This window comes from Sessilibacter sp. MAH1 (assembly GCF_054658315.1).
In genome coordinates this window covers 74,771-96,708 of record NZ_BAAGIC010000002.1, presented here as the reverse complement: position 1 = coordinate 96,708, position 21,938 = coordinate 74,771, and the positions used below count along the sequence as shown (strand labels likewise).

Genomic DNA, 21,938 nt, shown 5'->3' with positions numbered 1-21,938 from the left:
TTAATAGCTAACCGAAAAAAATCGTGTTTCGCCGCTAATTTTCATGGTTTAACACGTATTTCGAAATTTATGATTTGCAAAAAATAGACTTTTCCATTTGAACAAAACCCATCAATTACCAATAATTGATGGGTTTTAATCGCGTCTAATTACGTCAATATTAATCGCTAACTTTATTTTCCCAATTATCTTTTAAACCAATGGTGCGATTAAACACGGGCTTTTCAGGGGTAGAATATCTGCTGTCTATGGTGAAATAACCTTCACGCTCAAACTGATACGCCTGCCCCGCTTCGGCTCCAGCAAGACTTATTTCGGCTTTACAACCTTGAATAATTTCTAGAGATTTTGGGTTTAAACACTCTAAGAAATTCTTACCGCCAGCATCGGGTGCCTCATCCATAAACAACCGATCGTAAAGACGAACCTCACAGTCAACACATTCTGTGGCAGAAACCCAGTGAATAACGCCACGAGGCTTAATGCCCTCTTCAGGATTTGTACCAATGGTATTAGGTACCAAAGAGCAGTAAACCGTTATGATATTTCCATCGCTGTCTTTTTCGACGGAATCGGCCTTGATAACCGACGCACCGCGTAAACGAACATAATCACCCGATACCAAACGCTTAAATTTCTTACGTGACAAGCTGGTGTCTTCGGTAAAATCTGAGCGATCGATAAAAATCTCTTGCGTAAACGGCAGACGTCGCTCACCCAATTCTGGTCGATTTGGATGACAAGGTTGTGTGACCTCAACCGCAGCTTTACCACCGGCTTCGTCTGCGAAGTTAGAGATTACAAGCTTGAGCGGATCAAGCACACACATCGCACGTGGCGCGTTTTCGTTAAGATCATCACGCACAGCGTACTCAAGCATGCCCACATCAACCACACTGGCGGACTTGGTCACACCAATCATGTCGCAGAACTTACGCAGTGCTGCGGCTGAGTAACCACGACGACGCAAACCAGAAATGGTTGGCATACGTGGGTCATCCCAAGCATCAACGTATTGCTCATCGACTAATTGTTTGAGCTTACGCTTGGATGTCACCGTGTAGTTAAGCTCTAAGCGAGCAAATTCGTATTGCTTTGGTTTAGCCGGAACCGGTAGGTTGTCAATAAACCACTCGTATAACGGTCTGTGGTCGGCAAATTCCAGTGTGCAAATAGAATGTGTAATGCCTTCAATAGCATCGCCTTGACCATGAGCAAAATCGTAGGTTGGGTAAATGCACCATTTATCGCCGGTTTGATGATGCGAAAGCTTACGAATTCGGTACAAAATTGGATCGCGCAAATTGATATTGCCGGCGGCCATATCTATCTTCGCACGCAATACGCAAGCACCTTCTTCGTATTCGCCCAAACGCATTTTCTCAAATTCGGCGAGATTTTCTTCAATTGTGCGATCACGAAAAGGACTGTTTCGTCCAGGCTCCGTCAAGGTACCACGATATTCACGGGCCTGATCGGGAGACAGCTCACACACATAAGCCTTACCTTGTTGAATAAGGTACACCGCCCACTCGTGTAATTGATCAAAGTAAGAAGACGCAAAATACACCGCTGGGCTGGTCGGTTCACCGATTTTAAAACCCATCCACTCAACATCTTTACGAATAGAGTCGATGTACTCTTGGTCTTCTTTAGCAGGATTAGTATCGTCGAAACGAAGATTGCATTTACCACCAAATCGCTGCGCCAAACCAAAGTTAAGGCAGATTGATTTAGCGTGGCCAATATGCAGATAACCATTAGGCTCTGGCGGAAATCGCGTGACTATATTGGTGTGTTTACCGCTGGCTAAATCTTCGGTAATCACTTGTTCAATAAAATTTAGCGGCCGATCATTTTTCGACTCAATTTCTTTATTCATTAATCGATCAACTTAATCCAAAAGATATTAATTACTTACCCAAGGGCAAACGTTTCTATTTTTAATAAGCGCTTTGCAATATAGACGTTCTATTGAGGATCATTTACCAGAGACTCTCTGCAATTTTCTTGCACAGGGCCTAAAAATCCTAAATAAAGCCTTAAACGCATCAAATATAACAATTTAATGCTGCAAAGCAGCGTCGAAATTTGAGCTATATTGATATGGACAAAGGCGCTTCCAACACATCAATAAGTCATTCGAACTCGGCCAACACGTTTTGCGATTACGGGCAAAGCGCGTATTATAGCCGCCTGCCAAAGACCTAACAGCCAATCATGAAAAAAAATTCCGGTTTTAGGTGAATAATTTATAAACAAACGCTTATCTGGAGAGCAATATGGTCACTTTAGAAACCAATTTCGGCAAAATCAAAATCGAGCTGGACTTCGAAAAAGCTCCGGTAACCGCTGCAAACTTCAAGCAATATGTCGAAGAAGGCTTCTATGACGGCACTATTTTTCACCGCGTAATCGATGGTTTCATGATACAAGGCGGCGGCATGGACGAAAACATGAAAGAAAAATCCACCCGCGACCCTATCCAAAACGAAGCCGATAACGGCCTAAAAAATGAGCTAGGCACTGTAGCTATGGCGCGTACCATGGACCCGCACAGCGCAACCGCTCAATTTTTCATTAACGTAAAAAATAACGACTTTTTGAATTTCTCCGGCAAAAATACTCAAGGCTGGGGATACTGCGTCTTTGGTCGTATCACCGATGGCATGGATGTCGTGAATAAGATCAAAGCTGTTGCAACTGGCAATCACGGCTTTCATCAAGATGTCCCTAAAGATACCGTCGTGATCACCAAAGCAACCATCGATGCCTAATTCAAAACAATGAGCACTCTACTTATTTCAGACTTGCATCTTGAAGAGTCACGCCCACAGATTACCAAGGCATTCTTCCGATTTCTGAGCACACAAGCAAGCGATGTCGATGCCCTGTATATCTTGGGTGATCTGTTTGAGGCTTGGATTGGCGACGATGACGACAGTGAGTTTGTACGCCAGGTGAAAGAAGCGCTGCTGCGTTTCACGCAAAGTGGCGTACCAACCTACTTTATTCACGGTAACCGAGACTTTTTGATTGGTGAGAAATTCGCTGAAGAAACTGGTGTAACTCTGCTTCAAGAAAGCACTGTTGTTAATTTTTACGACGAACCTGTACTGCTGATGCACGGCGACACTCTGTGCACTCTAGATCAACAATACATGGCGTTTCGCGAACAAGTGCGCTCGGCACAATGGCAGGCGCAAATATTGTCGCAATCCATAGAGGCTAGACGCCAAATAGCTGCTCAGTTGCGTAACCAAAGCGCGTCCATGAGCAGTAATAAGGCCGAAGATATTATGGATGTAACTCCGGAAGAAGTAACTTCTGTTATGAACCGCGAGAAGGTTACAAAACTGGTTCACGGCCACACTCACCGCCCTGCAAGACATGAGTTCAATCTTGGGAAAAAACCCGCTGAACGCATTGTTTTAGGAGACTGGGATCAAAATGGCTGGTATCTAGAGGTTAAACCCGATAATTGGCAATTACACCAATTTTCATTATCTACAAGTTCGGCATCAGCCTCGGCTAAATAGTCATTAACTGCCGATTATTGCTGCTAAAGCGTAATCGGCTGTCATCTTTCTGAAATAATCTCTTTAAACACTGTAATTTTATGGTTAAAGAATTTGCCTATCAATTTTCATCGAGTACTAATGCCTCTCGGTTTTTAGCAGAATTACAAAGTGGTTTTTTAACGAAGGTTAAATACAAATCTCGCCGTTACAAAAATGATCATCAAATATACGTAAGCTATGTATTCGACTCAGAACTAGAGTTTGATGATAGCGCGCAACAACTTGACGATCTTGCCGCGCAGTACGAAGGCTACGAAATATCGGTTTAAAAACTGACTAATAAACAATAAAATAAATAATTCTTAGTTCAACAAACCTAATAAATACGAAAATTCAAATATTTTAATACTTTTGTAATTAGGCATGAACACCCTCTTTTCTATCAATATTAATTAAAAATATTCATTATCAGAATCAAAACAAAACTCATCTACTAATTTTCCAGGTGCGACAAATCCATTAAATATTCTTAACCTAAGCTTATTTCCGATAATTTAAGTTAATAAGTTTGTTTTGAAATTCAATTTATAACTGTCATTTTTTGCGTAAAACACGTAAAAAAACGCTGTTTCTTTTTAGTCTTTAAAGAATAATAAATATCCCGCCGCTTGTTATGAATTCGTTACCTTATTGTGATACACGAATGAATGCGTATAATTACACTCGATATGGTTCGGTGCGTTCGGCGCGTAGGGAATACAAACCGAACGTAGTTAATTATCTTCAGATAGCTAACATCTTCGAATCATATTATTTGGCTTAGTCACCCAAATACATAAACTTTAAAACGCAGTTGTTCATACAAATAAAATAATCGGTTCAATTTGAGTGTTTTATTTTATGAATAGCTAATGATTATTTACTTCTGTCTAGTCAACAGCAGTACTAGTCATGTTTTAAGAATAATGCGCGAATTCTCTGTCACGACGAGAAAAATGTGCTTAAAGATTACTTCTTACTCTCATAATGGGATGTTTTTTGCCGGGAATTACCCGGCATTTTATCGAAACAACTCACCAAAAACTCCCACCTTTCATCAATTTCGTAATAAAAACCACCTAATACTCTTCCATAAAGAATTAAAATCTTAATTAATCGGTGATTCGTTAGATTCAATAACAAAAAAGTTCAGAAAGAACAGATTTACCATTTAGATAAAAAATCGGAGAAGATGACCTGTTCGAAAATTCTATAAAATTAATTGTTACATTAATTAAAAGAAACTGTGATCCCAACAATGCATGCCTAAGTAATTGAAAATAAAAACATTAACTTCAATGACGCGACAAATTATCGAGTGAAAAGATACGATTAAAGGAGCGTGCAACTAACTCCTTTAATATTTTAGACTCTAACGAAATTCAAAAAAACTTCATTAAATATAGAAGGCAGCTTTAAACAATATAACAACCAGCGAATTACTTAAAAGCCATTAAAATCAAAAACTCCACTGGAATAATCTTCACCGAAAGTCAGCGATAAATTCGCTACTTGATATATTGCGGATAATAACTGCTGCACGGTCAATTCTGCCATAGGATGAATAAACGCTGAATATAAAACACCATTACTAACTGCGTAACGAGCGTCTAGTGCGCGGTGGAAATTAGACTGCATGATCGCCGAAATTTGCTCTTGGGAGAGATTTTTGTAATCAGTGATTGGGCTGATAATACGCATACGATTACTGTTAGGGTCCATCACCATAAACATCTGGACTTCGCCAACATAAAACTCCATAAAGCCATTCTTGCCTTTTACTTGCTCCGAAAGCTCTCGAACCGCGAACTCCAATTCGGCGGGAGTTAGCGCAAAGCTTGCATTTGCCGACAAAAACACGCTCAACAGCAAGTATTTTAAATATTTTTTCACCCTAAAACCCTCAATTGTTGACGATATAATCTATAGGAAACTCTGCTTAACCCAGAATTTCCAGCGACACAAGGACGTGTCGCCAATTTCAAGAACGGTAAGTGATTGAAATTGTGAGGAAGTTGGAAATCACATTTTCAATTTCTACCCTTTGACTCATTCATGGATGAGTTAATCAAAGGTTCCCATACAGGAACTTGCCCGAAAATATCAACTCTGCCCTATCAAAATTAAAAAGCAAGTTCAAAATTTGAAAAGTACAAAATCTATAGAAATGAACTTCACAACTGGATAAAAACCACACTGTATTAGCCGAACAACAGCACTAAACGCCACCATAGACGGCTCACAGGCAGAATATTGATCAAATTCGATATTAATAAGGATTCAACAAAATGGAAGAAAAAAGACAATATTAATCACTGTTTAGACAGCGTAACCAAGGAAAGCTAGAAATCCGGGTATACGTTCGAGCTTATTTCTTGAATACCCGAACAGTAGACGCCGGGAACTTTTCAAGCTTCGCCGCCGGACGTATAGGTCTCTGAACTAAGTTGCCGCCACAATTAGGGCATCGATGATCTAACTCAGATTCAGCGCAGGACTGGCAAAAGGTGCATTCAAAAGAGCAAATTAAAGCCTCTTCGGATTGCGGTGGAAGATCTTTATCGCACCATTCACAGTTAGGTCTTAACTCCAACATAGATTAGATCTCGGCAAGGAATGTCAGCTAAGAATACTGAGAGGCATCTATGGATGTAAACAATGTTTCTTGCGAGGTGATCAGAAAGAGGCGCTGAAATTCCAGCGCCTCCCATTGAATCAAAAGTCTGTTATACCTGCTCAGCAAGCCAATCGTTGATCTTGGTTCTTAATACCGGTAACGAAATCGCACCATAGATAAGAACTTGATCGTTAAAGGCGCGCAAATCGAATTTATCACCCAACTGCTGCTTGGCTTTTTCGCGCAACTCAAGAATGGTTAGCTGGCCAAGCTTGTAAGAACACGCCTGCCCTGGCCACACGGAGTAACGCTCCACTTCACGAGTTACAGAAGCCAAAGAGCCGCCAATAGCCGAGTGCATATACTCAATGGCCTGCTCACGGCTCCAATGTTTGTGGTGAATACCGGTATCAACCACCAAACGGGCGGCGCGGAACAACTCTGATTGTAAGCGACCGAGATCACCTAATGGATCGGTATCGTACAAACCCATCTCCTTCGCTAATACTTCAGCGTATAACGCCCAGCCTTCGCCATAAGCACTGTACCAAATCATATTTCGAATCATCGGCATGTCAGAAATTTCTTGAGCGATAGCCACCTGAAGATGATGCCCCGGACTGGCTTCGTGATAAGTCAGTGTTGGCAAGGTAAATTTAGGCCAATCGGCAGTATCTTTTAGGTTGATCCAGTAAATACCGGGACGCGAACCATCAAGTGACGGCGAAGTGTAATAACCACCGGGGGCACCGTCCTGTTCAAACTCAGAAATACGACGCACCTCAACACCCGCTTTTGGCAGAGTCAGCAAAATTTTCGGCAGCATCTCCGTTACTACAACCATTTGATGGTTGAGATCATCAAGAAGTGCTTGGCGACCTTCGTCGGTATTCGGGTACAAGAACTCTTCGCTCTCGCTCAAGCTATTGTAGGTAGCAATAACATCGCTTGTATCATAGCCTTCGGCTTTAAGAATTTTGGCCATTTCGCCTTTAATTCTTTCAACTTCAGACAAACCAAGATTGTGAATGTCTTCTGCCGTTTTATCACCAGCACCAAAGTTTTGTAACGCTAACTGATAAAGCTCTTCACCGTTTTTAAGATCCCAAACACCGGCATTCTCAGAAGCACTGGCAACCATTTTGTCGAGAGCGCCTTTCAACGTTGTATAGCCAGGATAAACGCTGGTTTTAACCTGCTCGACAACTTGTGCTGTTAACTCTGCCACTTCGTCTTCAGAAAGATCACTGCCTTCGCTCAAACGTGCAGTGAATGAGACTGCCAGTGGATGCGCTTCAGGCGCTGGCGCTAAGAATTGATCTACGTACGAGCGAGCACCTTCGGCAGCAAAAGAAGGAAGAATTAAGCCTTTTTCGACGTCTTGGTTAACAATCTCGGCCACACCCTCAAAAAAACTTTTGATTTGAGAAAGACGCGCAATATAGTCTTCAGCGTCTTTCTTAGATGTTAACGGATGTTCAGTTTGCAAAGATCTAGGAATATCGATCTGAGGACCCGAAATGTGCGTGATGGTAAACGGCGTAAAATACGAAAATGGCCCATAAGCACCGTTTAAAATCGGCTTGAAGGACTCACTCAAACCCACTGAATTTTTTAATAATTGGTAGGTTGTTAATGCTGTGCCGCTGAGTTTAGATTCATCAAACTTTGCCAACTCAGCCTTTAATCGACTGTTCAAGTCTTTTGCATAGTCAACTTCAGCTTGGCTTGCTACGCCCAATTGATCGTTAAAGTATTCACCAACGTAATCAGGAGTTACACCCAAACTGGTTGCAGACATAGGTGACTTCATCAGTACTTCTTTGGCAAGACCTTCGGAAAACTCCAAAAATCGGGTGTTTTCGACCGAAGAAACCACCTCAGACGCCGACTCAACCTGCTCAATTGGCTTAGACTCCGCCGAAGATTGAGCTTGAGGTTCTTCCTTAGAAGAGCACGCAGCCAATGCAATTGCAGCCACTAACGGCAAAACCTTCATTATTTTTGATTTCATAAACAATTAAATCCTAATCGATGATTTCGGTTTTAGACATTGAGAAATAGTCGCCCAAAGTGCGCTCAAACTATTCTCTGAAAAATCTGTTTTATTGACGTAGATATTTCAACGTCCTGTTATAGGCAATGTTTTCACAAGCAATGTTTTTACAAGCTATATTTTCGCGCCTTAATATTCATCTACTGACGAGCAGTTCCCGCTTTTCATCAGTGGCACTAGCAGAACATCATTCAAAGCAAACGATTTCTGTGACACATAGGATTGCCACAAGGTTTAAAAGCCGTGTTTTCTGTGCAGCTAAAGAATCTAAGTTCAATAGTTGGAAGATTTACTCAGACAAGAAAAAACAGTTATGGCTATGGACGAAATAATTGCAGCAACGCGAGTGTGAAGTATGCTGGTATACGCGGGTTTTGATTGTTAATTCAATAATTAAGAATGGTGATTTAGAATGAGAATACTAACGTCTGGGTAAAATAGACAGTAAATAATGAAAGTAAAAACTTGTGAAGAAATCTAGAAATTTATTTCTGGCATAAAAAAAGCCCCAACATATGGAGCTTTTTTAGGAATTAAGTGGCGGACCGGACGGGGCTCGAACCCGCGACCTCCGGCGTGACAGGCCGGCATTCTAACCAACTGAACTACCGGTCCGCAATCGGATCATCCACTTATTAGGCAGTTCATTAATAAGTGGTGGGTGGTACAGGGGTCGAACCTGTGACCTACGGCTTGTAAGGCCGTCGCTCTCCCGACTGAGCTAACCACCCTGAAACGTGGGACGCATTCTACGGATATATTTGACCTTGTCAAACACTTTTGTAAGAAATTTTTCATCATCCAAAACCCAGTAATTGACTGAATTTAAAGCACTTTTTTCAAATTTCAAACATTATGCTGACCGCAAAACCACAATGATCAAATAGCAATCCAATAATGGTTATAAACCGCTCGACAAGGCCGTCTTTATAACCAAATAAGATAGGTAAAAATCCTAACGAAGACAATTGATCAAACATAAATTCAAACGATGTCTAAACTAATGTCTAGAAACACAATAAAACTCTCGTAAACAAGGCAGCTACAAACTTATAAATTGTTCTTATAAGTTGTTCTTATAAATTGCTGTTGCGGAGCCTATCAGGTGGTAAAAGGCCTAGATCTCAGAGTAAGTTGAGCCATAAAAATAAAAATTTGGTGTCACGATGACGGAAGAACAAAACACTGAAATCTCTAATTCTTTGGATCTAACGAATAATAAGGATCAAAATTCGTCCAACTTTAAATTAGATGAAGACATCGAGAAGTACGTGGCTCTTGGTAAAATCACAACCTTACTGATGAAAAATCTAGCCAACCCAACCAGCGCCACCTTAAGCAATCTGCAAACACTGGTCAGAAGAACAGACCCTAACCAGGCTCAAAATCTAGAGATTGCAAAACAAAGTGGAATCGACCTCTTTAACCTTCAGAACTATCTTCGCGATCGCGGACTGCTCAAAATTGTAGAAGATATTCAAGAAGCATCGAGTATTGCAGCAAATTTAATTGGATTGGTTATTGGATTTATAAACTCAGGAGAATCGTCTAAAAGTCCAGAAAACATCAATACACTCATCAGTCATTTCGCTAATGCTGAAAAAACAAAAAAAATACTCAAAAATAAATTCTTATTAAAAGGTAAAGATGCCTCAAAGGCACCCATAGAAATTACTTTGAATCTGTGTGCAGAAACACCCATGTGCTTGTGCTCACCTTATGAGATGCAAGAAATACTTTTAGGTCTATTGGAATTTATGATTGCACTGTCCCACGACAAACAAGCACAAACGGTTTTTCACTTCACCACGACTGTGACCAATACAGAGCTAATCGTTCGCCTACAGTCCAATGTACTAACGACTCATCCCGAGTTATTTCTAAATCAATTTCAAGCTACTGAACTTCAAGAACGTAATTTGTACCAGTCTATCCATTTAATTTTAATACAGATGATTATTCAGCATCATTATGCGGGAAAAATTATCCCTTCATTAATTAATGATTATTTAGAATATACAATTAGAATTCCACTGGATCAGTGATTATCAAAATTGCCCATTAAAAACAGAATCGAGCAACGATTGCACTTAAAAAAACAGGCAAACATACACAAACAAAAAAATAAATTTATTCAATAAAAAAACGCCTCGTATAAGAGGCGTTTTTTTGTGCTATCTTTTTTGTGTTACCAAGCTGAACTGTTCAAAAATTAAGAAGTGTTTACCAGCTTACTTCCAATAAACCTTGGCAGTACCTTCTTGTAATTCTTCGTTAAGTTTTGGCCATTTTTCGTCGGCTTTTTCCAAATAGCCGGGAATATCTTTATTCCACTTTTTCGAAACTGATTTGTCGTAATTTAGGTACAACTTATCGTCGTGAATAGTCCATGACTCAAGAGGATCAACATCGGCAGCGTAGCCACCTGCTGCACCGTATGCACACCAACCACCGTATTGAGGAGCGTATTTTTCAGGCGATTCTTTAAAAAGATCGCGGTGCTCAGCGCTTGAAAACAACCAAGTAGCTTCCTTCCATTCATAAGAAAATTCTTCAGATCCTTTACTAGGTTCGCCATCGGTGAAATACGAAACTGGATCATAACCATGAATAGCGTAACCATCTTCTGCTACCATAACTTCGGTCAAACTGTATTGCTTAGAACTTGCACAAGCTGCAATGGATGAGATTAATAAAACCCAAAATGTACCTCGCAGAAAATTTGAAAAACGACCCATATCAAGAAACCTCATCACAATTACCTCATAAAAACTACATTTAAAAACATTTCTACGCATTAATTAAAGCCATTGAAACTAAAAATAACCGTAAATTTAAAAATCCAAGGTTGGACAATATAATAAGCAAAAATTACAAATAATTACCGATAAAATGTTAAAAAATTTGTCAATTTTCTACAGCCCGTTTAAAACCATCCGTAATAAAAAATTCAAATATATTAATTTTTTGAAAAGCCAAACTATTTTCAAATCAAATTCCTTATAAACCGCAACAAATAAGACAAGTTTTTAAACTAAGAAATAATTCAATAACGATAACGAAAAACGATTTGATCATAATAGTGAAATTAGTTAATGATCACCCCAAAGCACTCATATAGAAAATTTAGAACAGAAACTGAATAAATACGTGCAATTATGCACAGGAGAAATGTTAATAAAATCTCTTTTTTATTAACGAAAGATGAAGATATAAAGTATCAATATTCGAATATTGATACTGAAAAGAGAGTATTGTAAATACTCCAACGATATAGTCGAGCTGTCAGTCGGATATTACAAAATACCCGACTGTTTTTAGGGATGTTTTAGAGCCTTGTTTGCGATGCAATACCACGATCAGGTTGTCATAGCTTAACCATCACAACCTTAATCTTCAACACATTGTTTTTCTCGTAAAATAACCAACATCGATAAAAGGCACGCTCTTACTTGTCGTTATCGCCAAAATCAATTACGGCTACGCAAGAGCTAGAGCTAGAGCTAGAGCTAGAGCTAGAGCTAGAGCTAGAGATTCTGCTCACGATTAAAATATCGTTTGGCAGCCACATTCACACGTGGTGCTAATATCAATGTTGACACCATGGTCGGAATTGCCATTAAGGCATACATTCCATCAATAAAATTTACCACCGCTTTTAACGATACCACGGCCCCTAAAACAACTAACCCAGTGTAAAACCAAACATAATAATGTTGTCTGTCAGCACCAATTAAAAAACCTAAACATTTGCTGCCATAATAACCAAACGTAAACACTGTACTTAAGCTTAAAAAAAGTACCATTATTGTTAACAAATAAGCTCCGTAACCCGGCATTACACTTTCAAAAGCTTGAGAGGTAATAGTAACTCCGCTATCGGTACTGCCCGACCAAACTCCAGTGACTAAAATTACCAAAGCCGTGCAGGTACACACTATCAACGTATCGACTACTGGCCCAATCATCGCAACCATACCTTCACGAATGGGTTCGTTAGTTTTTGCTGCACCATGAGCCATTGCCTCGGAACCAATACCCGCCTCGTTGGAAAATGCACCTCGCTTCACGCCAGTCAAAATAACAGTAAGAATAGTCCCCGTTGCGGCAGCTTCTAATTTAAAAGCATCGGCAAAGATTAATTGAAAAGCCCCTGGGATGGCATCTGCATGATTAACCAACACAACGCCCGAAATGAATAGATAAAAAAGCACCATAAAAGGTACTAAAAAAGCGGTAATTTTGCCGATGCGCTTAATATTGCCAATCAGTACCAGATACACAATAACGCTAAAAAATAACCCCAAAATCAAATCAAATACTAGGTGATCGGACTCATGCGCAACTCCCATAGGAATACCTACAGAGTCCCTAAACAACTGTACTAATTGATTAATTTGAAATATTGGCAGTGCACCACACATACCCGCCAGAGCAAACAGCCAAGCTAACGGCAACCAATTTTTGCCCAACGCTTCGCGAATGACGTACATAGGTCCGCCTTGAAGCTGACCCTGACTGTCATAGCCACGATACATAACCGCCAGAGAACAGGTATAAAATTTAGTCGCTACACCAACAATAGCGGTGACCCACATCCAAAAAACCGCTCCCGGACCAGCCGCCGTGATGGCGATAGCGACACCCGCAATGTTACCTAAACCGAGTGTTCCAGAAAGCGCTGTGGTTAGTGCCTGGAAATGAGATATTTGCCCTTCACCACCTTCACGATTATGTTTTCCCATAAGCGCAGCCAAAGCTTCAGGAAAATGCCTGTAAGGAATACCGCGGGAATAAATTGAAAAAAACAGTCCACCACCGACCAACAAAACTACTAGCGGGGTTCCCCACATAAATGACGAAAAGGCGCCAAAAAACTGTTCCATAAAGCTCTGTCTCTGCGTTTATAAAAGATTGAGTATTCTGATTACAAAACGAATGAAAACCAACAAATCACAGATGAAAAAAACATCACAACAATCCATAAGAAAGACATCTGATGCCCATAACCAACAAGCGCCAAATATTTAGGCACATGCAAAGAGCAAATTTAAAAAGTTGGAAACACAAAAGTGGTTGAGCAATAAAACGATCAGAAAACCATTGTTTTGATAAAACGAGAACAGTTAAACAAAAATGGATTCTTTCATTAGAACCAATAAGCACATAATAATCACAGAATAAACTGCACTAATTTCTACGACACCTGAGCGAAAAAATCACATAGAAAGTAGATTGATTGCTGAAGAAATTATCACCGAGAAAATTGCCTGCTATGCATTACGTACAAAACATGCTCAGATAAATGCGTATTTAAAACTCGAGGATGCTGAAATGTTGTACCACTGAATTGCATACCAATACGCTCCATCACGGCAATCGATCGAATATTACTTTTTACGGTAAAAGAAACGACTTGTTCGAGTTTTAATTCATCAAAAGCATACTGCAAAACCGCTCGGGCAGCTTCAGATGCGTATCCGTTATACCAAAATTTTTTGTTCAAACGCCAACCTATTTCGGTACATGGAGAAAATGGCAGCGGATAATCAGGATTGTTTAAACCGACAAAACCAATTAATTGATTGGTTGATTTAATTTGGCAAGCCCAAAAACCCCAACCATTTCGAGAAATTAAATCTCGCATCTTTTCCAACAAGTCATCACTCTGTTTCTGAGTGTAAATTGACGGAAAAAACTCCATCACGTCTTTATTGGAATTTATTTCAAAAAAATCTTTTTTATCGGAATCTAACCAATTTCGCAGTATGAGCCGCTGCGTTTCGATAACTACACTGGGAGCCGTTTGCATGATTTTCATAGTTGGAACAATATTAAACATCTAATATAAGACAATATAAAATCATTGATGCGGTTATGAATTAAATTAAAATATTAAAAAGAAAAAATAATAAAACGAAAAGATACTGAAGATTAAATTTAGAGGGGTTTTAAAGAAGATTATGTCTTTCAAATGGGGTGGCTGAGGGGACTCGAACCCCCGACGACCGGAATCACAATCCGGGGCTCTACCAACTGAGCTACAGCCACCATAGTAGAGAGTTTAGGTCATCTTAGACCAACAGCAAACAGCTGACTTTGAATGGCACGCCCGGCAGGGCTCGAACCTGCGACCTACGGCTTAGAAGGCCGTTGCTCTATCCAGCTGAGCTACGGGCGCATCGAACTACTGGACTTGCTAAATAATGGTCGGAGTGGAGGGATTCGAACCCCCGACCCTCTGGTCCCAAACCAGATGCGCTACCAAACTGCGCTACACTCCGATGAAATCCTGAGAACAGTCTTGCTCATTAGGCCAACTTTAAACATGTTTTGCAACAAGTTATTTTTGTTGGTGAGCTGTCTCTCTCAAGTGGGGCGCATCATACATACGCACTTTAAGGCCGTCAACAATTTAACAACAAAAAATTTAAATCTTTTAAATTAAACCAATGACTTACCGATTTTGGTGGAAAATTTAATCGATTCAGACGGGCTTGGTCTATTTTTAAACCTGTGGGAGAATACGCGCCCTCTTTTTTATGCAACCTTTGAACACCACAGCAGCCAACTTTTGGTCAGAACTTCGGATATCACCATGACAGCATTGGTATTGGATGGCAAAGCCATCGCCCAAAAGACAGAACAAGAACTTAGCGAACGAATTAATCAACTAAAGCAACAAAGCGGCGGTAAAACCCCAATTCTTGCAACCATATTAGTTGGTGGTGATCCCGCATCAGCAACCTACGTTAAGATGAAGGGAAATGCTTGCTCAAGAATTGGAATGGATTCATTAAAGGTAGAACTTCCTGAATCTACAACTACCGAGCAATTATTATCCGAAATTGAAAAATTAAACGCTAATCCCGATGTTCACGGTATTCTTTTACAACATCCCGTTCCTGAACAAATTGATGAACGCGCCTGCTTTGATGCCATTGCATTAGAAAAAGACGTAGACGGCGTAACCTGTTTGGGCTTTGGCAGAATGAGTATGGGTGAAGACGCTTACGGTTGTGCTACCCCTAAGGGTATTATGCGCTTGTTAGAAGCCTATAATATTCCATTGTCGGGCAAACACGCGGTGGTTGTCGGAAGAAGCCCTATTCTTGGCAAGCCAATGGCGTTAATGTTGTTGAACGCAAACGCAACCGTGACCATTTGCCACTCACGCACCGAAAATCTTGCCGATCATATTAAACAAGCCGACATCGTTGTGGGAGCTGTTGGTAAACCGGAGTTCATTAAAGCCGAGTGGATTAAAGAAGGTGCCGTAGTGGTTGATGCCGGCTATCATCCAGGTGGCGTTGGTGATATTGAGTTAGAGCCTTTAAAAGATAGGGTTTCAGCTTACACTCCCGTTCCCGGCGGCGTTGGCCCAATGACCATTAATACGTTGATTTATCAATCCGTTGATTCCGGCGAGAAAAAAATTCAAGCTCAACTATAGAAAACTCTGACCAACCTAGAGTTTTCAGTGACACAAGGATGTGTAGCCAATTTCAAGAACCGTAAGTGATTGAAATTGTGAAGAAATTGAAAATCGCATTTTCGATTTCTGCCCTCTGATTAAATCAAGGATGAATTAAATGGATGTGTTCATCAGAGGTTCCCATAGAAACCAAATTTAACGAACTGACGACCTCAATGACACAACCACCCTTCTCTAGTAACACTGAGGTTGCAGCGCTCGATATTGTTTATCACGATGATTTTTTTATCGCCGTAAATAAACCCTCTGGCTTATTGGTTCACAAAAGCGAAATCGATAAATACGAAACGCAATTTGCAATGCAAATACTTCGAGATCAAATAAATCAGTGGGTATTCCCTGTACACCGTCTCGACAAGCCTACCTCCGGTGTTCTTCTATTTGCCCTCAGTGATACCGCCGCGAGAGATATCCAACTTACATGGCAAGAAAAAAATGTCACCAAAACCTATTTAGCGGTTGTTAGAGGTTGGTTAAATACGGCAACAGACGTTGATCATCCATTAAAAGAAATACTGGATAAATACACCGACAAAAAAGCCAAGAAAGATAAACCCCCTCAAGAAGCACAAAGCTTATTTATACCGCTAAACAACATAGAGCTTGAAGTTGCCAATGATCGCTTTAGAACCAGCCGATATTCACTCGTTAAATGCCAACCTAAAACGGGAAGAAAACATCAGCTACGCCGACATTTAAAACATTTAAGTCATCCAATAATCGGTGATGCCAAATTCGGCAAGAGCTTACATAATCGTATATTTTCAGAGCAATTAAATTGCAATCGTCTGCTATTACACGCGGCATCACTTGAGTTTTATCATCCATACACCAATAAATCTGTTTCAATTTTCGCTGAATTTGATCAAACAATGAGTCAATTGTTTGAAAAATTCCAATGGCCATCATCGGTTTCAGAGCTGTTAAACAATCATTATGCGTCTTGATAAATATCTATCCAATAACACCACCTACTCCCGTACAGATATAAAGAAAATTATTAAAGCGGGAAGAATTACCGTGAATGAAGTTGTCGAGAAAAGCACCAGCTTCGCCATTTCAGCCGACGATTTAATAAAGCTAGATGGTGATGCCGTAGAAGTCTTCACCGATATGTACATTGTATTTTATAAACCTGCCGGAATTGTCTGCGCGACAACAGATGCCGAACATCCAACGGTAATCGATGCGCTAAAGCAATCGGCAGAAGATGAAAACGACATAAAACTGCTCGATGCGCTCTACAACGAAAAAATACAAATTGTCGGTCGGCTAGATAAAGATACAACCGGACTTCTGCTGTTAACCAGTGATGGCCATTGGAATCACAAGGTTACCTCACCAAAATCAAAATGTCCGAAAACCTACCGGGTATCGCTGGAAGAAGACATTACCGAGGCGCAGATTGCCGAGCTTGAAACTGGCGTTCTACTAAAAAACGAATCAAAACCCACCTTAGCAGCAACGGTAGAAAAGATAACCAACACCGAGATATTACTAACGATACAAGAAGGTAAATATCATCAAGTGAAACGCATGCTTACCGCAGTTGGCAACAAAGTCATTGCCTTACATCGTACCGCAATTGGTCGTTTAACATTACCCAACGAACTGCAAGAAACCGAATACTTCTACCTTGATAATAGCGAAAGAGATACTTTTTGTGAAAATGAATAACGTCCAAGCTTTATTATTTTCTAATTATCGCAATCGCGCTAAGGATGTGAGTCAAAATTCACTCTGGGTATTGGATGAAAGCTCTGAAAGCATCAGTAAAGCTCTACTGAGCGATGACGTTGCTATTATCAGCAATCGCCAGGATATTGTTTCTGAACATCCCACAGAGCGAGCATTTCTGTCAGATTTTAATTTTCAAGTAATATCAAAAGCCGTTCATTGTGTTTACTTCAGAGTTGCCAAAGAAAAAGCCTTAGTACACCATGCGATCAATCAAGCGTATAAATTATTACCGCTTAATGGGCAATTAATTTTAGCCGGAGAAAAAAACGAAGGCATTAAATCTTATGCTCAAAAGGCAAAAGATTTATTTGGTCACGGATCAATCGACAAACAAAAAACCAGTTATTTAGTGATCCTAACCAAAACTCAAACCGATTCCGAAAATTTTCTAGACGACCAAAATTACACCCAATACGAAATAGTTCATCAAGCAGGCGATATTCCATGCTTTAGTAAACCCGGTGTTTTTGGCTGGAATAAAGTAGACCAAGGCAGCGAATTATTAATTCAGGCCGTAAAAGAATTATTAGAAAATGATAATTATGCCGAACGTATAAAAAAGGTAAAAACCTTAGATTTAGGTTGTGGTTGGGGGTATTTATCACTAGAAATTAGTGCATTAGGCTTTGAACACATCTACGCAACCGACAACAATATTACAGCGGTCAATGCGCTAGAAAAAACTTGCACAGAAAATAAAATAACGCACATTCATACCTGGGTTGATGATTGTGCAAAAAACTGTCAAGAAAAATTCGATCTAATTCTTTGCAATCCACCGTTTCATCAAGGTTTTGACCACGTCTACGATTTGACAGAAAAATTCGTATCTACCGCCAAACAATTAACTAAAAAAGGCGGGAAAGCTCTGTTTGTGGTGAACCAATTTTTACCTTTAGAGCAAAAAAGCAAAAATCTGTTTTCAAACTGCACGGTACTAAAGCACGCAAATGGCTTTAAAGTATTTGAATTAAGTAACGGAAACTCTGATTAACCTAGAGTTTCCCGCGACACAAAGTGAGTTAACCAGAGGTCCACAACTACGGTTCGCGTTAAATAGCGTGGATTAAAGCTTCAACGACTCAATTAAATAAGTATGCCCGGCTTGAAAGCCAAATCGACGGGCTTCCGGTAAATTATTAATCGCGTCAGTAAAAGCCTCATAGGTAACCGATTGTTTAGACAGGGCTAGAATGCGGTTTTCATAGCTCTTGGAACTTAAAATAAACGCGCTCTTAAAACAACTGGCCAACAGAGACGATCTAGACTCAGCTAAAACCTTACGTAAATCTGACAATTTATCGAAGTTAAACACCAGTACACCCGTGTCGTTTAAGCGGCTCTCAAGCTTTTCAATCCATTGTGTTGTGGCAGCAATACTGCGTTTTGGATCGCCACTCATACCAGCAAAAACATCATCAATAATAAAATCAAATGATCGCTTTTTATTTTGAGCCACCCAAGCCAAGGCATTAGCTCTAACCAACGAATAAGACTCATCAACGCCAAAATATTTTCTCGCCAAATCAAGATGAACAGCGTCAATATCGACTCCCGTAATCTTACAATCGAGAAAATAATGTCGAAGCATTCGCAGAACAGCACCACCACCCACACCCAAAATTAAGGCATTAGACGGCTGGGTTTGTGACAATAAAGACGGCAAAAACAATAAATCCCAAACTGCACCACTGAGTATTGAGCGATCATTGAATTGCGAATGGAACAGTCCATTCGTGAACAAACGAATGCTACTTCCGGCAGAAGTGACTTTATATTGATTACCGTTAATTGTTTCTTCGAACAAGACAGCCATAGTGAGCAATTGTAGTTATAAATTATTATCTGATTAAAATTCGAACCGACTGTTGACTACAATGTTCGTAAACATAATCGGGGCCTTGATTATGAAGTAAAAACGGCAAGGCGTCATCCAAGCATGGGTACTGGTCGATAAGCACATGACCTGCATCGGGAAATATGAAAAGTGTCGATCGTAAAAAATGGGAATTTGCTGCTTCAACTTGAGACAACTGTGTCACTGGATCTAAACCACCGGCAAGCAAAATCGTCTCTACCGAAACATTCGCAGATTTGTAAGGTGCTAAATAATTCGAATACTGTAACAACCGGCAAAAATCGGTATCAGTATCGTAGGATACAAACTGAGATAAATAGCCGATTTCGCCTAAATTTTTAGAAAATACAGAATGATCAAGCGGATTATTATCAATGCATTGGTTTACAAAATAAACCACATCACCAAACTCTGCTCTCTGACTATTAATACTTGCGTCATCGGCATACCAATCGTTTTTCGATGCAGTTAATAGTTGTTGAATATTCTTTGCAGAATTATGCTCGCGCATTTTCTGAAAAATAGCCTCCGCTAAATAACTTTCATAGTTAAAATCAGCACTGTTATTTGTTGGGGCCTTGTTTTCGGCGGTACTGTTTTCGGCGGTACTGTTTTCGACGGTGCTGTTTTTGGCGGTATCGTTCGTATCGACATCGTTTTGGCTGGTTGCAGAAACTGGCTTTCTGTTATCGAGAGCGCGCTTAAGAGAATCGTCTGTAACCGAACATAATGACGAAGTTTTACAGTAATGAATAAGATTTAAAAATGCTTGCTGATATTTTAACGGCCACTGATTTGGATCGTTATTTTCGAGGGAATGCAACGAGTCTAGCACCATTGAATTTATCAAATCAGACTGTTGCAGTGCAGCGATAACAGCAACACGGGTCCCGTATGAACGAGCATAAATATTGAGCTTATGAATATTCAACAACTTCGCCAGACCCAATAAATCGGTAGCATTTGTCTCAGCCGAGAAATCCAGTTCCGAATATCCAAAATTTTGTGCAATTTGCCAGCATTGCACCAATGATAAAAAACGTAGCTCGCTTTCGCTGTAATTAATGGACAATTTATTTTCTAATAAACGTGATCCAAGTTTTTCTATAGCAGCGCTACCCGAACTGGTAGATGCGCAATCAACCGCTGGAATGGAACCACCTAAACCTCGGTAATCCATCAAAACCACAGCTTCCGACAAGCCCTGTCGGTGATACCAACCCAACCAATATTGAAGAGATTTAGACTGAATTCCCGTTGCCGATCCCGGCCCGCCGGGTAATACCACGAGTGGAATTTGTTCGTCGAAAATATCTTGAAGATTGAAGCTGTTTTCAGGCCAATTAATGTTTGATAACCCAAGATTAGCAGAGCCGTCTTCTGAAGAATGGCCCTGCGCGGGAGTTTTCAGCGACACTGCATTTACGGCAACATCTTGCTCCGAGAGCCATTGAGTCTGAATAGAGTTGCGATGCTCAACTTCCCTCTTCTTAATTACAACAAAAGGTATTTGAACATTATTATTGTTAATTCTGGGGGTGGTATAATATCCACAAAGTACATAAAAATCATTTGTTAAAGCATTGCCACAATCATTTACGGTTATTGAATTTAAATTCTCTAACGATGGCTGAGCGGCAGAGACATTCAAATGATATAAACGCCACGCCACCCCTGCCAAAATAATACAAATTGCGGTACAGAAAAAAAATAAAACAATTTTTTGGCGAAAAAAGATATTCACTCAACTTTTAACTTTCTTCGAAAAAAGATCAAAAATCGAACGCAATTGCGAAAAATCTGACTTAGCTGCAGCGTTTAATCCGGAATCTATCTCCGACTCACCTACATTCAACGTTTTTATAAAACTGCCTTGTTGATGAACATAAGAGTCGCAACCTAAAGATTGCGAAATAACTTCTTTAGACCATAAACCCGTCTGTGGAAACGTGAAAAAAGAAAACTCCTGATCGCAATAATGAAATCGCAGCGCAAACGCATGCAGGTACACCCTGTGTTCGTCTTTTGGTGCAATATTTATAAATACAGATTCAGGATGGTTATCACATTGGTAATCACCACCGCCATAAAGATGGTCGCCTAAAATAGGCGTACCCAGCGATTTTAATGCTGCTCGCAGCTGGTGTGTTTTTCCGGTTTTTGGATATAACAAATACAAGCGTAATCCAAATTCTACGGAATAGCTTAAAAAATGAGTTTGTGCTGGGTTATTTAGGGTTCGATCAAGCCGCCAGGCACCTCTTCTGGCTCGAATCATGTCGCCTTTTATAAGGCCTTGTTTCTTTTTAGGTTTACCGTATGCCAACGCTAAATAAAGTTTTTCAATACTGCGCTCTTGAAACAGACGAGTTAAATGTGCACAAACAGACTTTGTTTTTGCAATTAACAACAGGCCAGATGTTACCTTGTCTAATCGATGGACCGGATATAATTCGTTAATGTTAAGCGTTTCTTTTACAGTATTAAAAAATCCTAATGTTTCTTCATTATCATGGAAGTCTGCATTGTTCGGTTTATTAACAACCAAAAATTCTTCATTTTCAAAAATAACATCGATCATGTGAACTATTACTTACCTGCACTCAGTTTTC

General features: G+C 40.0%; 18 protein-coding genes and 5 tRNA genes. 8 read left to right on the top strand and 15 right to left on the bottom strand.

The window, feature by feature from the left end; all coding sequences use genetic code 11:
* Positions 1 to 160: 160 nt before the first annotated feature.
* Positions 161 to 1,882: a glutamine--tRNA ligase/YqeY domain fusion protein gene (locus tag ACYQ28_RS02340; protein ID WP_460047784.1), complete on the bottom strand. Its 1,722-nt coding sequence runs from the start codon at positions 1,880 to 1,882 to the stop codon at positions 161 to 163.
* Between the two features lie 400 nt (positions 1,883 to 2,282).
* On the opposite strand from ACYQ28_RS02340, the gene ACYQ28_RS02335 reads away from it, so the two are divergent.
* The 3 genes from ACYQ28_RS02335 to ACYQ28_RS02325 all read left to right on the top strand — a co-directional run bounded on the left by ACYQ28_RS02335 (position 2,283) and on the right by ACYQ28_RS02325 (position 3,850).
* On the top strand, positions 2,283 to 2,777 hold the full coding sequence (locus ACYQ28_RS02335) for a peptidylprolyl isomerase (RefSeq protein WP_460047783.1): 495 nt from the start codon (positions 2,283 to 2,285) through the stop codon (positions 2,775 to 2,777).
* Positions 2,778 to 2,786: 9 nt separating this feature from the next.
* Positions 2,787 to 3,539, top strand: a complete 753-nt coding sequence (locus tag ACYQ28_RS02330; protein ID WP_460047781.1) for a UDP-2,3-diacylglucosamine diphosphatase — start codon at positions 2,787 to 2,789, stop codon at positions 3,537 to 3,539.
* Between the two features lie 80 nt (positions 3,540 to 3,619).
* Positions 3,620 to 3,850, top strand: a complete 231-nt coding sequence (locus ACYQ28_RS02325) for a hypothetical protein (protein WP_460047780.1) — start codon at positions 3,620 to 3,622, stop codon at positions 3,848 to 3,850.
* Positions 3,851 to 5,003: 1,153 nt separating this feature from the next.
* Here the strand turns inward: ACYQ28_RS02325 and ACYQ28_RS02320 are convergent.
* The 5 genes from ACYQ28_RS02320 to ACYQ28_RS02300 all read right to left on the bottom strand — a co-directional run bounded on the left by ACYQ28_RS02320 (position 5,004) and on the right by ACYQ28_RS02300 (position 8,964).
* Positions 5,004 to 5,453 (bottom strand): hypothetical protein, encoded by a 450-nt coding sequence (locus tag ACYQ28_RS02320; protein WP_460047778.1) that lies wholly within the window; start codon positions 5,451 to 5,453, stop codon positions 5,004 to 5,006.
* A gap of 475 nt (positions 5,454 to 5,928) precedes the next feature.
* Positions 5,929 to 6,156: a DUF1272 domain-containing protein gene (locus tag ACYQ28_RS02315; RefSeq protein WP_460047776.1), complete on the bottom strand. Its 228-nt coding sequence runs from the start codon at positions 6,154 to 6,156 to the stop codon at positions 5,929 to 5,931.
* A 130-nt stretch (positions 6,157 to 6,286) separates the two neighbouring features.
* The gene (locus ACYQ28_RS02310; protein WP_460047774.1) at positions 6,287 to 8,191 is read right to left on the bottom strand and encodes a DUF885 domain-containing protein; all 1,905 of its coding nucleotides are present in this window, start codon (positions 8,189 to 8,191) and stop codon (positions 6,287 to 6,289) included.
* A 580-nt stretch (positions 8,192 to 8,771) separates the two neighbouring features.
* Positions 8,772 to 8,848 (bottom strand) — tRNA-Asp (locus ACYQ28_RS02305).
* Between the two features lie 40 nt (positions 8,849 to 8,888).
* Positions 8,889 to 8,964: transfer RNA gene (locus ACYQ28_RS02300), tRNA-Val, on the bottom strand.
* Positions 8,965 to 9,504: 540 nt separating this feature from the next.
* Here ACYQ28_RS02300 and ACYQ28_RS02295 point away from each other — a divergent pair.
* Positions 9,505 to 10,278: a hypothetical protein gene (locus tag ACYQ28_RS02295; RefSeq protein ID WP_460047773.1), complete on the top strand. Its 774-nt coding sequence runs from the start codon at positions 9,505 to 9,507 to the stop codon at positions 10,276 to 10,278.
* A gap of 186 nt (positions 10,279 to 10,464) precedes the next feature.
* On the opposite strand, the gene ACYQ28_RS02290 is transcribed toward ACYQ28_RS02295, so the two are convergent.
* The 6 genes from ACYQ28_RS02290 to ACYQ28_RS02265 form a co-directional block, all read right to left on the bottom strand.
* Complete coding sequence (locus ACYQ28_RS02290) at positions 10,465 to 10,971, bottom strand: YHS domain-containing (seleno)protein (protein ID WP_460047772.1); 507 nt, start codon at positions 10,969 to 10,971, stop codon at positions 10,465 to 10,467.
* A gap of 789 nt (positions 10,972 to 11,760) precedes the next feature.
* Positions 11,761 to 13,119, bottom strand: a complete 1,359-nt coding sequence (locus tag ACYQ28_RS02285; protein ID WP_460047770.1) for an alanine/glycine:cation symporter family protein — start codon at positions 13,117 to 13,119, stop codon at positions 11,761 to 11,763.
* 368 nt (positions 13,120 to 13,487) lie between these two features.
* Positions 13,488 to 14,054, bottom strand: a complete 567-nt coding sequence (locus ACYQ28_RS02280; RefSeq protein WP_460047768.1) for a GNAT family N-acetyltransferase — start codon at positions 14,052 to 14,054, stop codon at positions 13,488 to 13,490.
* Positions 14,055 to 14,208: 154 nt separating this feature from the next.
* Positions 14,209 to 14,284 (bottom strand) — tRNA-His (locus tag ACYQ28_RS02275).
* Between the two features lie 53 nt (positions 14,285 to 14,337).
* Positions 14,338 to 14,414, bottom strand: a tRNA-Arg gene (locus ACYQ28_RS02270).
* 26 nt (positions 14,415 to 14,440) lie between these two features.
* Positions 14,441 to 14,517: transfer RNA gene (locus ACYQ28_RS02265), tRNA-Pro, on the bottom strand.
* Between the two features lie 314 nt (positions 14,518 to 14,831).
* On the opposite strand from ACYQ28_RS02265, the gene folD reads away from it, so the two are divergent.
* From folD to ACYQ28_RS02245, 4 genes are all read left to right on the top strand, one after another.
* The gene (folD, locus tag ACYQ28_RS02260; protein WP_460047766.1) at positions 14,832 to 15,686 is read left to right on the top strand and encodes a bifunctional methylenetetrahydrofolate dehydrogenase/methenyltetrahydrofolate cyclohydrolase FolD; all 855 of its coding nucleotides are present in this window, start codon (positions 14,832 to 14,834) and stop codon (positions 15,684 to 15,686) included.
* A gap of 143 nt (positions 15,687 to 15,829) precedes the next feature.
* Positions 15,830 to 16,675, top strand: a complete 846-nt coding sequence (gene truC / locus ACYQ28_RS02255; RefSeq protein ID WP_460047764.1) for a tRNA pseudouridine(65) synthase TruC — start codon at positions 15,830 to 15,832, stop codon at positions 16,673 to 16,675.
* Positions 16,665 to 17,405, top strand: a complete 741-nt coding sequence (locus ACYQ28_RS02250) for a pseudouridine synthase (protein WP_460047762.1) — start codon at positions 16,665 to 16,667, stop codon at positions 17,403 to 17,405. The genes truC and ACYQ28_RS02250 overlap by 11 nt, the downstream gene beginning before the upstream one ends.
* The gene (locus ACYQ28_RS02245; protein WP_460048117.1) at positions 17,398 to 18,462 is read left to right on the top strand and encodes a class I SAM-dependent methyltransferase; all 1,065 of its coding nucleotides are present in this window, start codon (positions 17,398 to 17,400) and stop codon (positions 18,460 to 18,462) included. The genes ACYQ28_RS02250 and ACYQ28_RS02245 overlap by 8 nt, the downstream gene beginning before the upstream one ends.
* A gap of 72 nt (positions 18,463 to 18,534) precedes the next feature.
* Here ACYQ28_RS02245 and ACYQ28_RS02240 read toward each other — a convergent pair whose 3' ends face one another.
* From ACYQ28_RS02240 to ACYQ28_RS02230, 3 genes are read right to left on the bottom strand one after another with little or no spacing between them, the layout of a single operon-like run.
* The gene (locus tag ACYQ28_RS02240) at positions 18,535 to 19,284 is read right to left on the bottom strand and encodes a spermidine synthase (protein ID WP_460047760.1); all 750 of its coding nucleotides are present in this window, start codon (positions 19,282 to 19,284) and stop codon (positions 18,535 to 18,537) included.
* 25 nt (positions 19,285 to 19,309) lie between these two features.
* Entirely contained in the window at positions 19,310 to 21,070 is a 1,761-nt protein-coding gene (locus ACYQ28_RS02235) for an alpha/beta fold hydrolase (RefSeq protein WP_460047759.1), read from the bottom strand.
* The gene (locus ACYQ28_RS02230; RefSeq protein ID WP_460047757.1) at positions 21,071 to 21,907 is read right to left on the bottom strand and encodes a pseudouridine synthase; all 837 of its coding nucleotides are present in this window, start codon (positions 21,905 to 21,907) and stop codon (positions 21,071 to 21,073) included. It lies immediately after the preceding gene.
* Between the last annotated feature and the right edge of the window lie 31 nt (positions 21,908 to 21,938).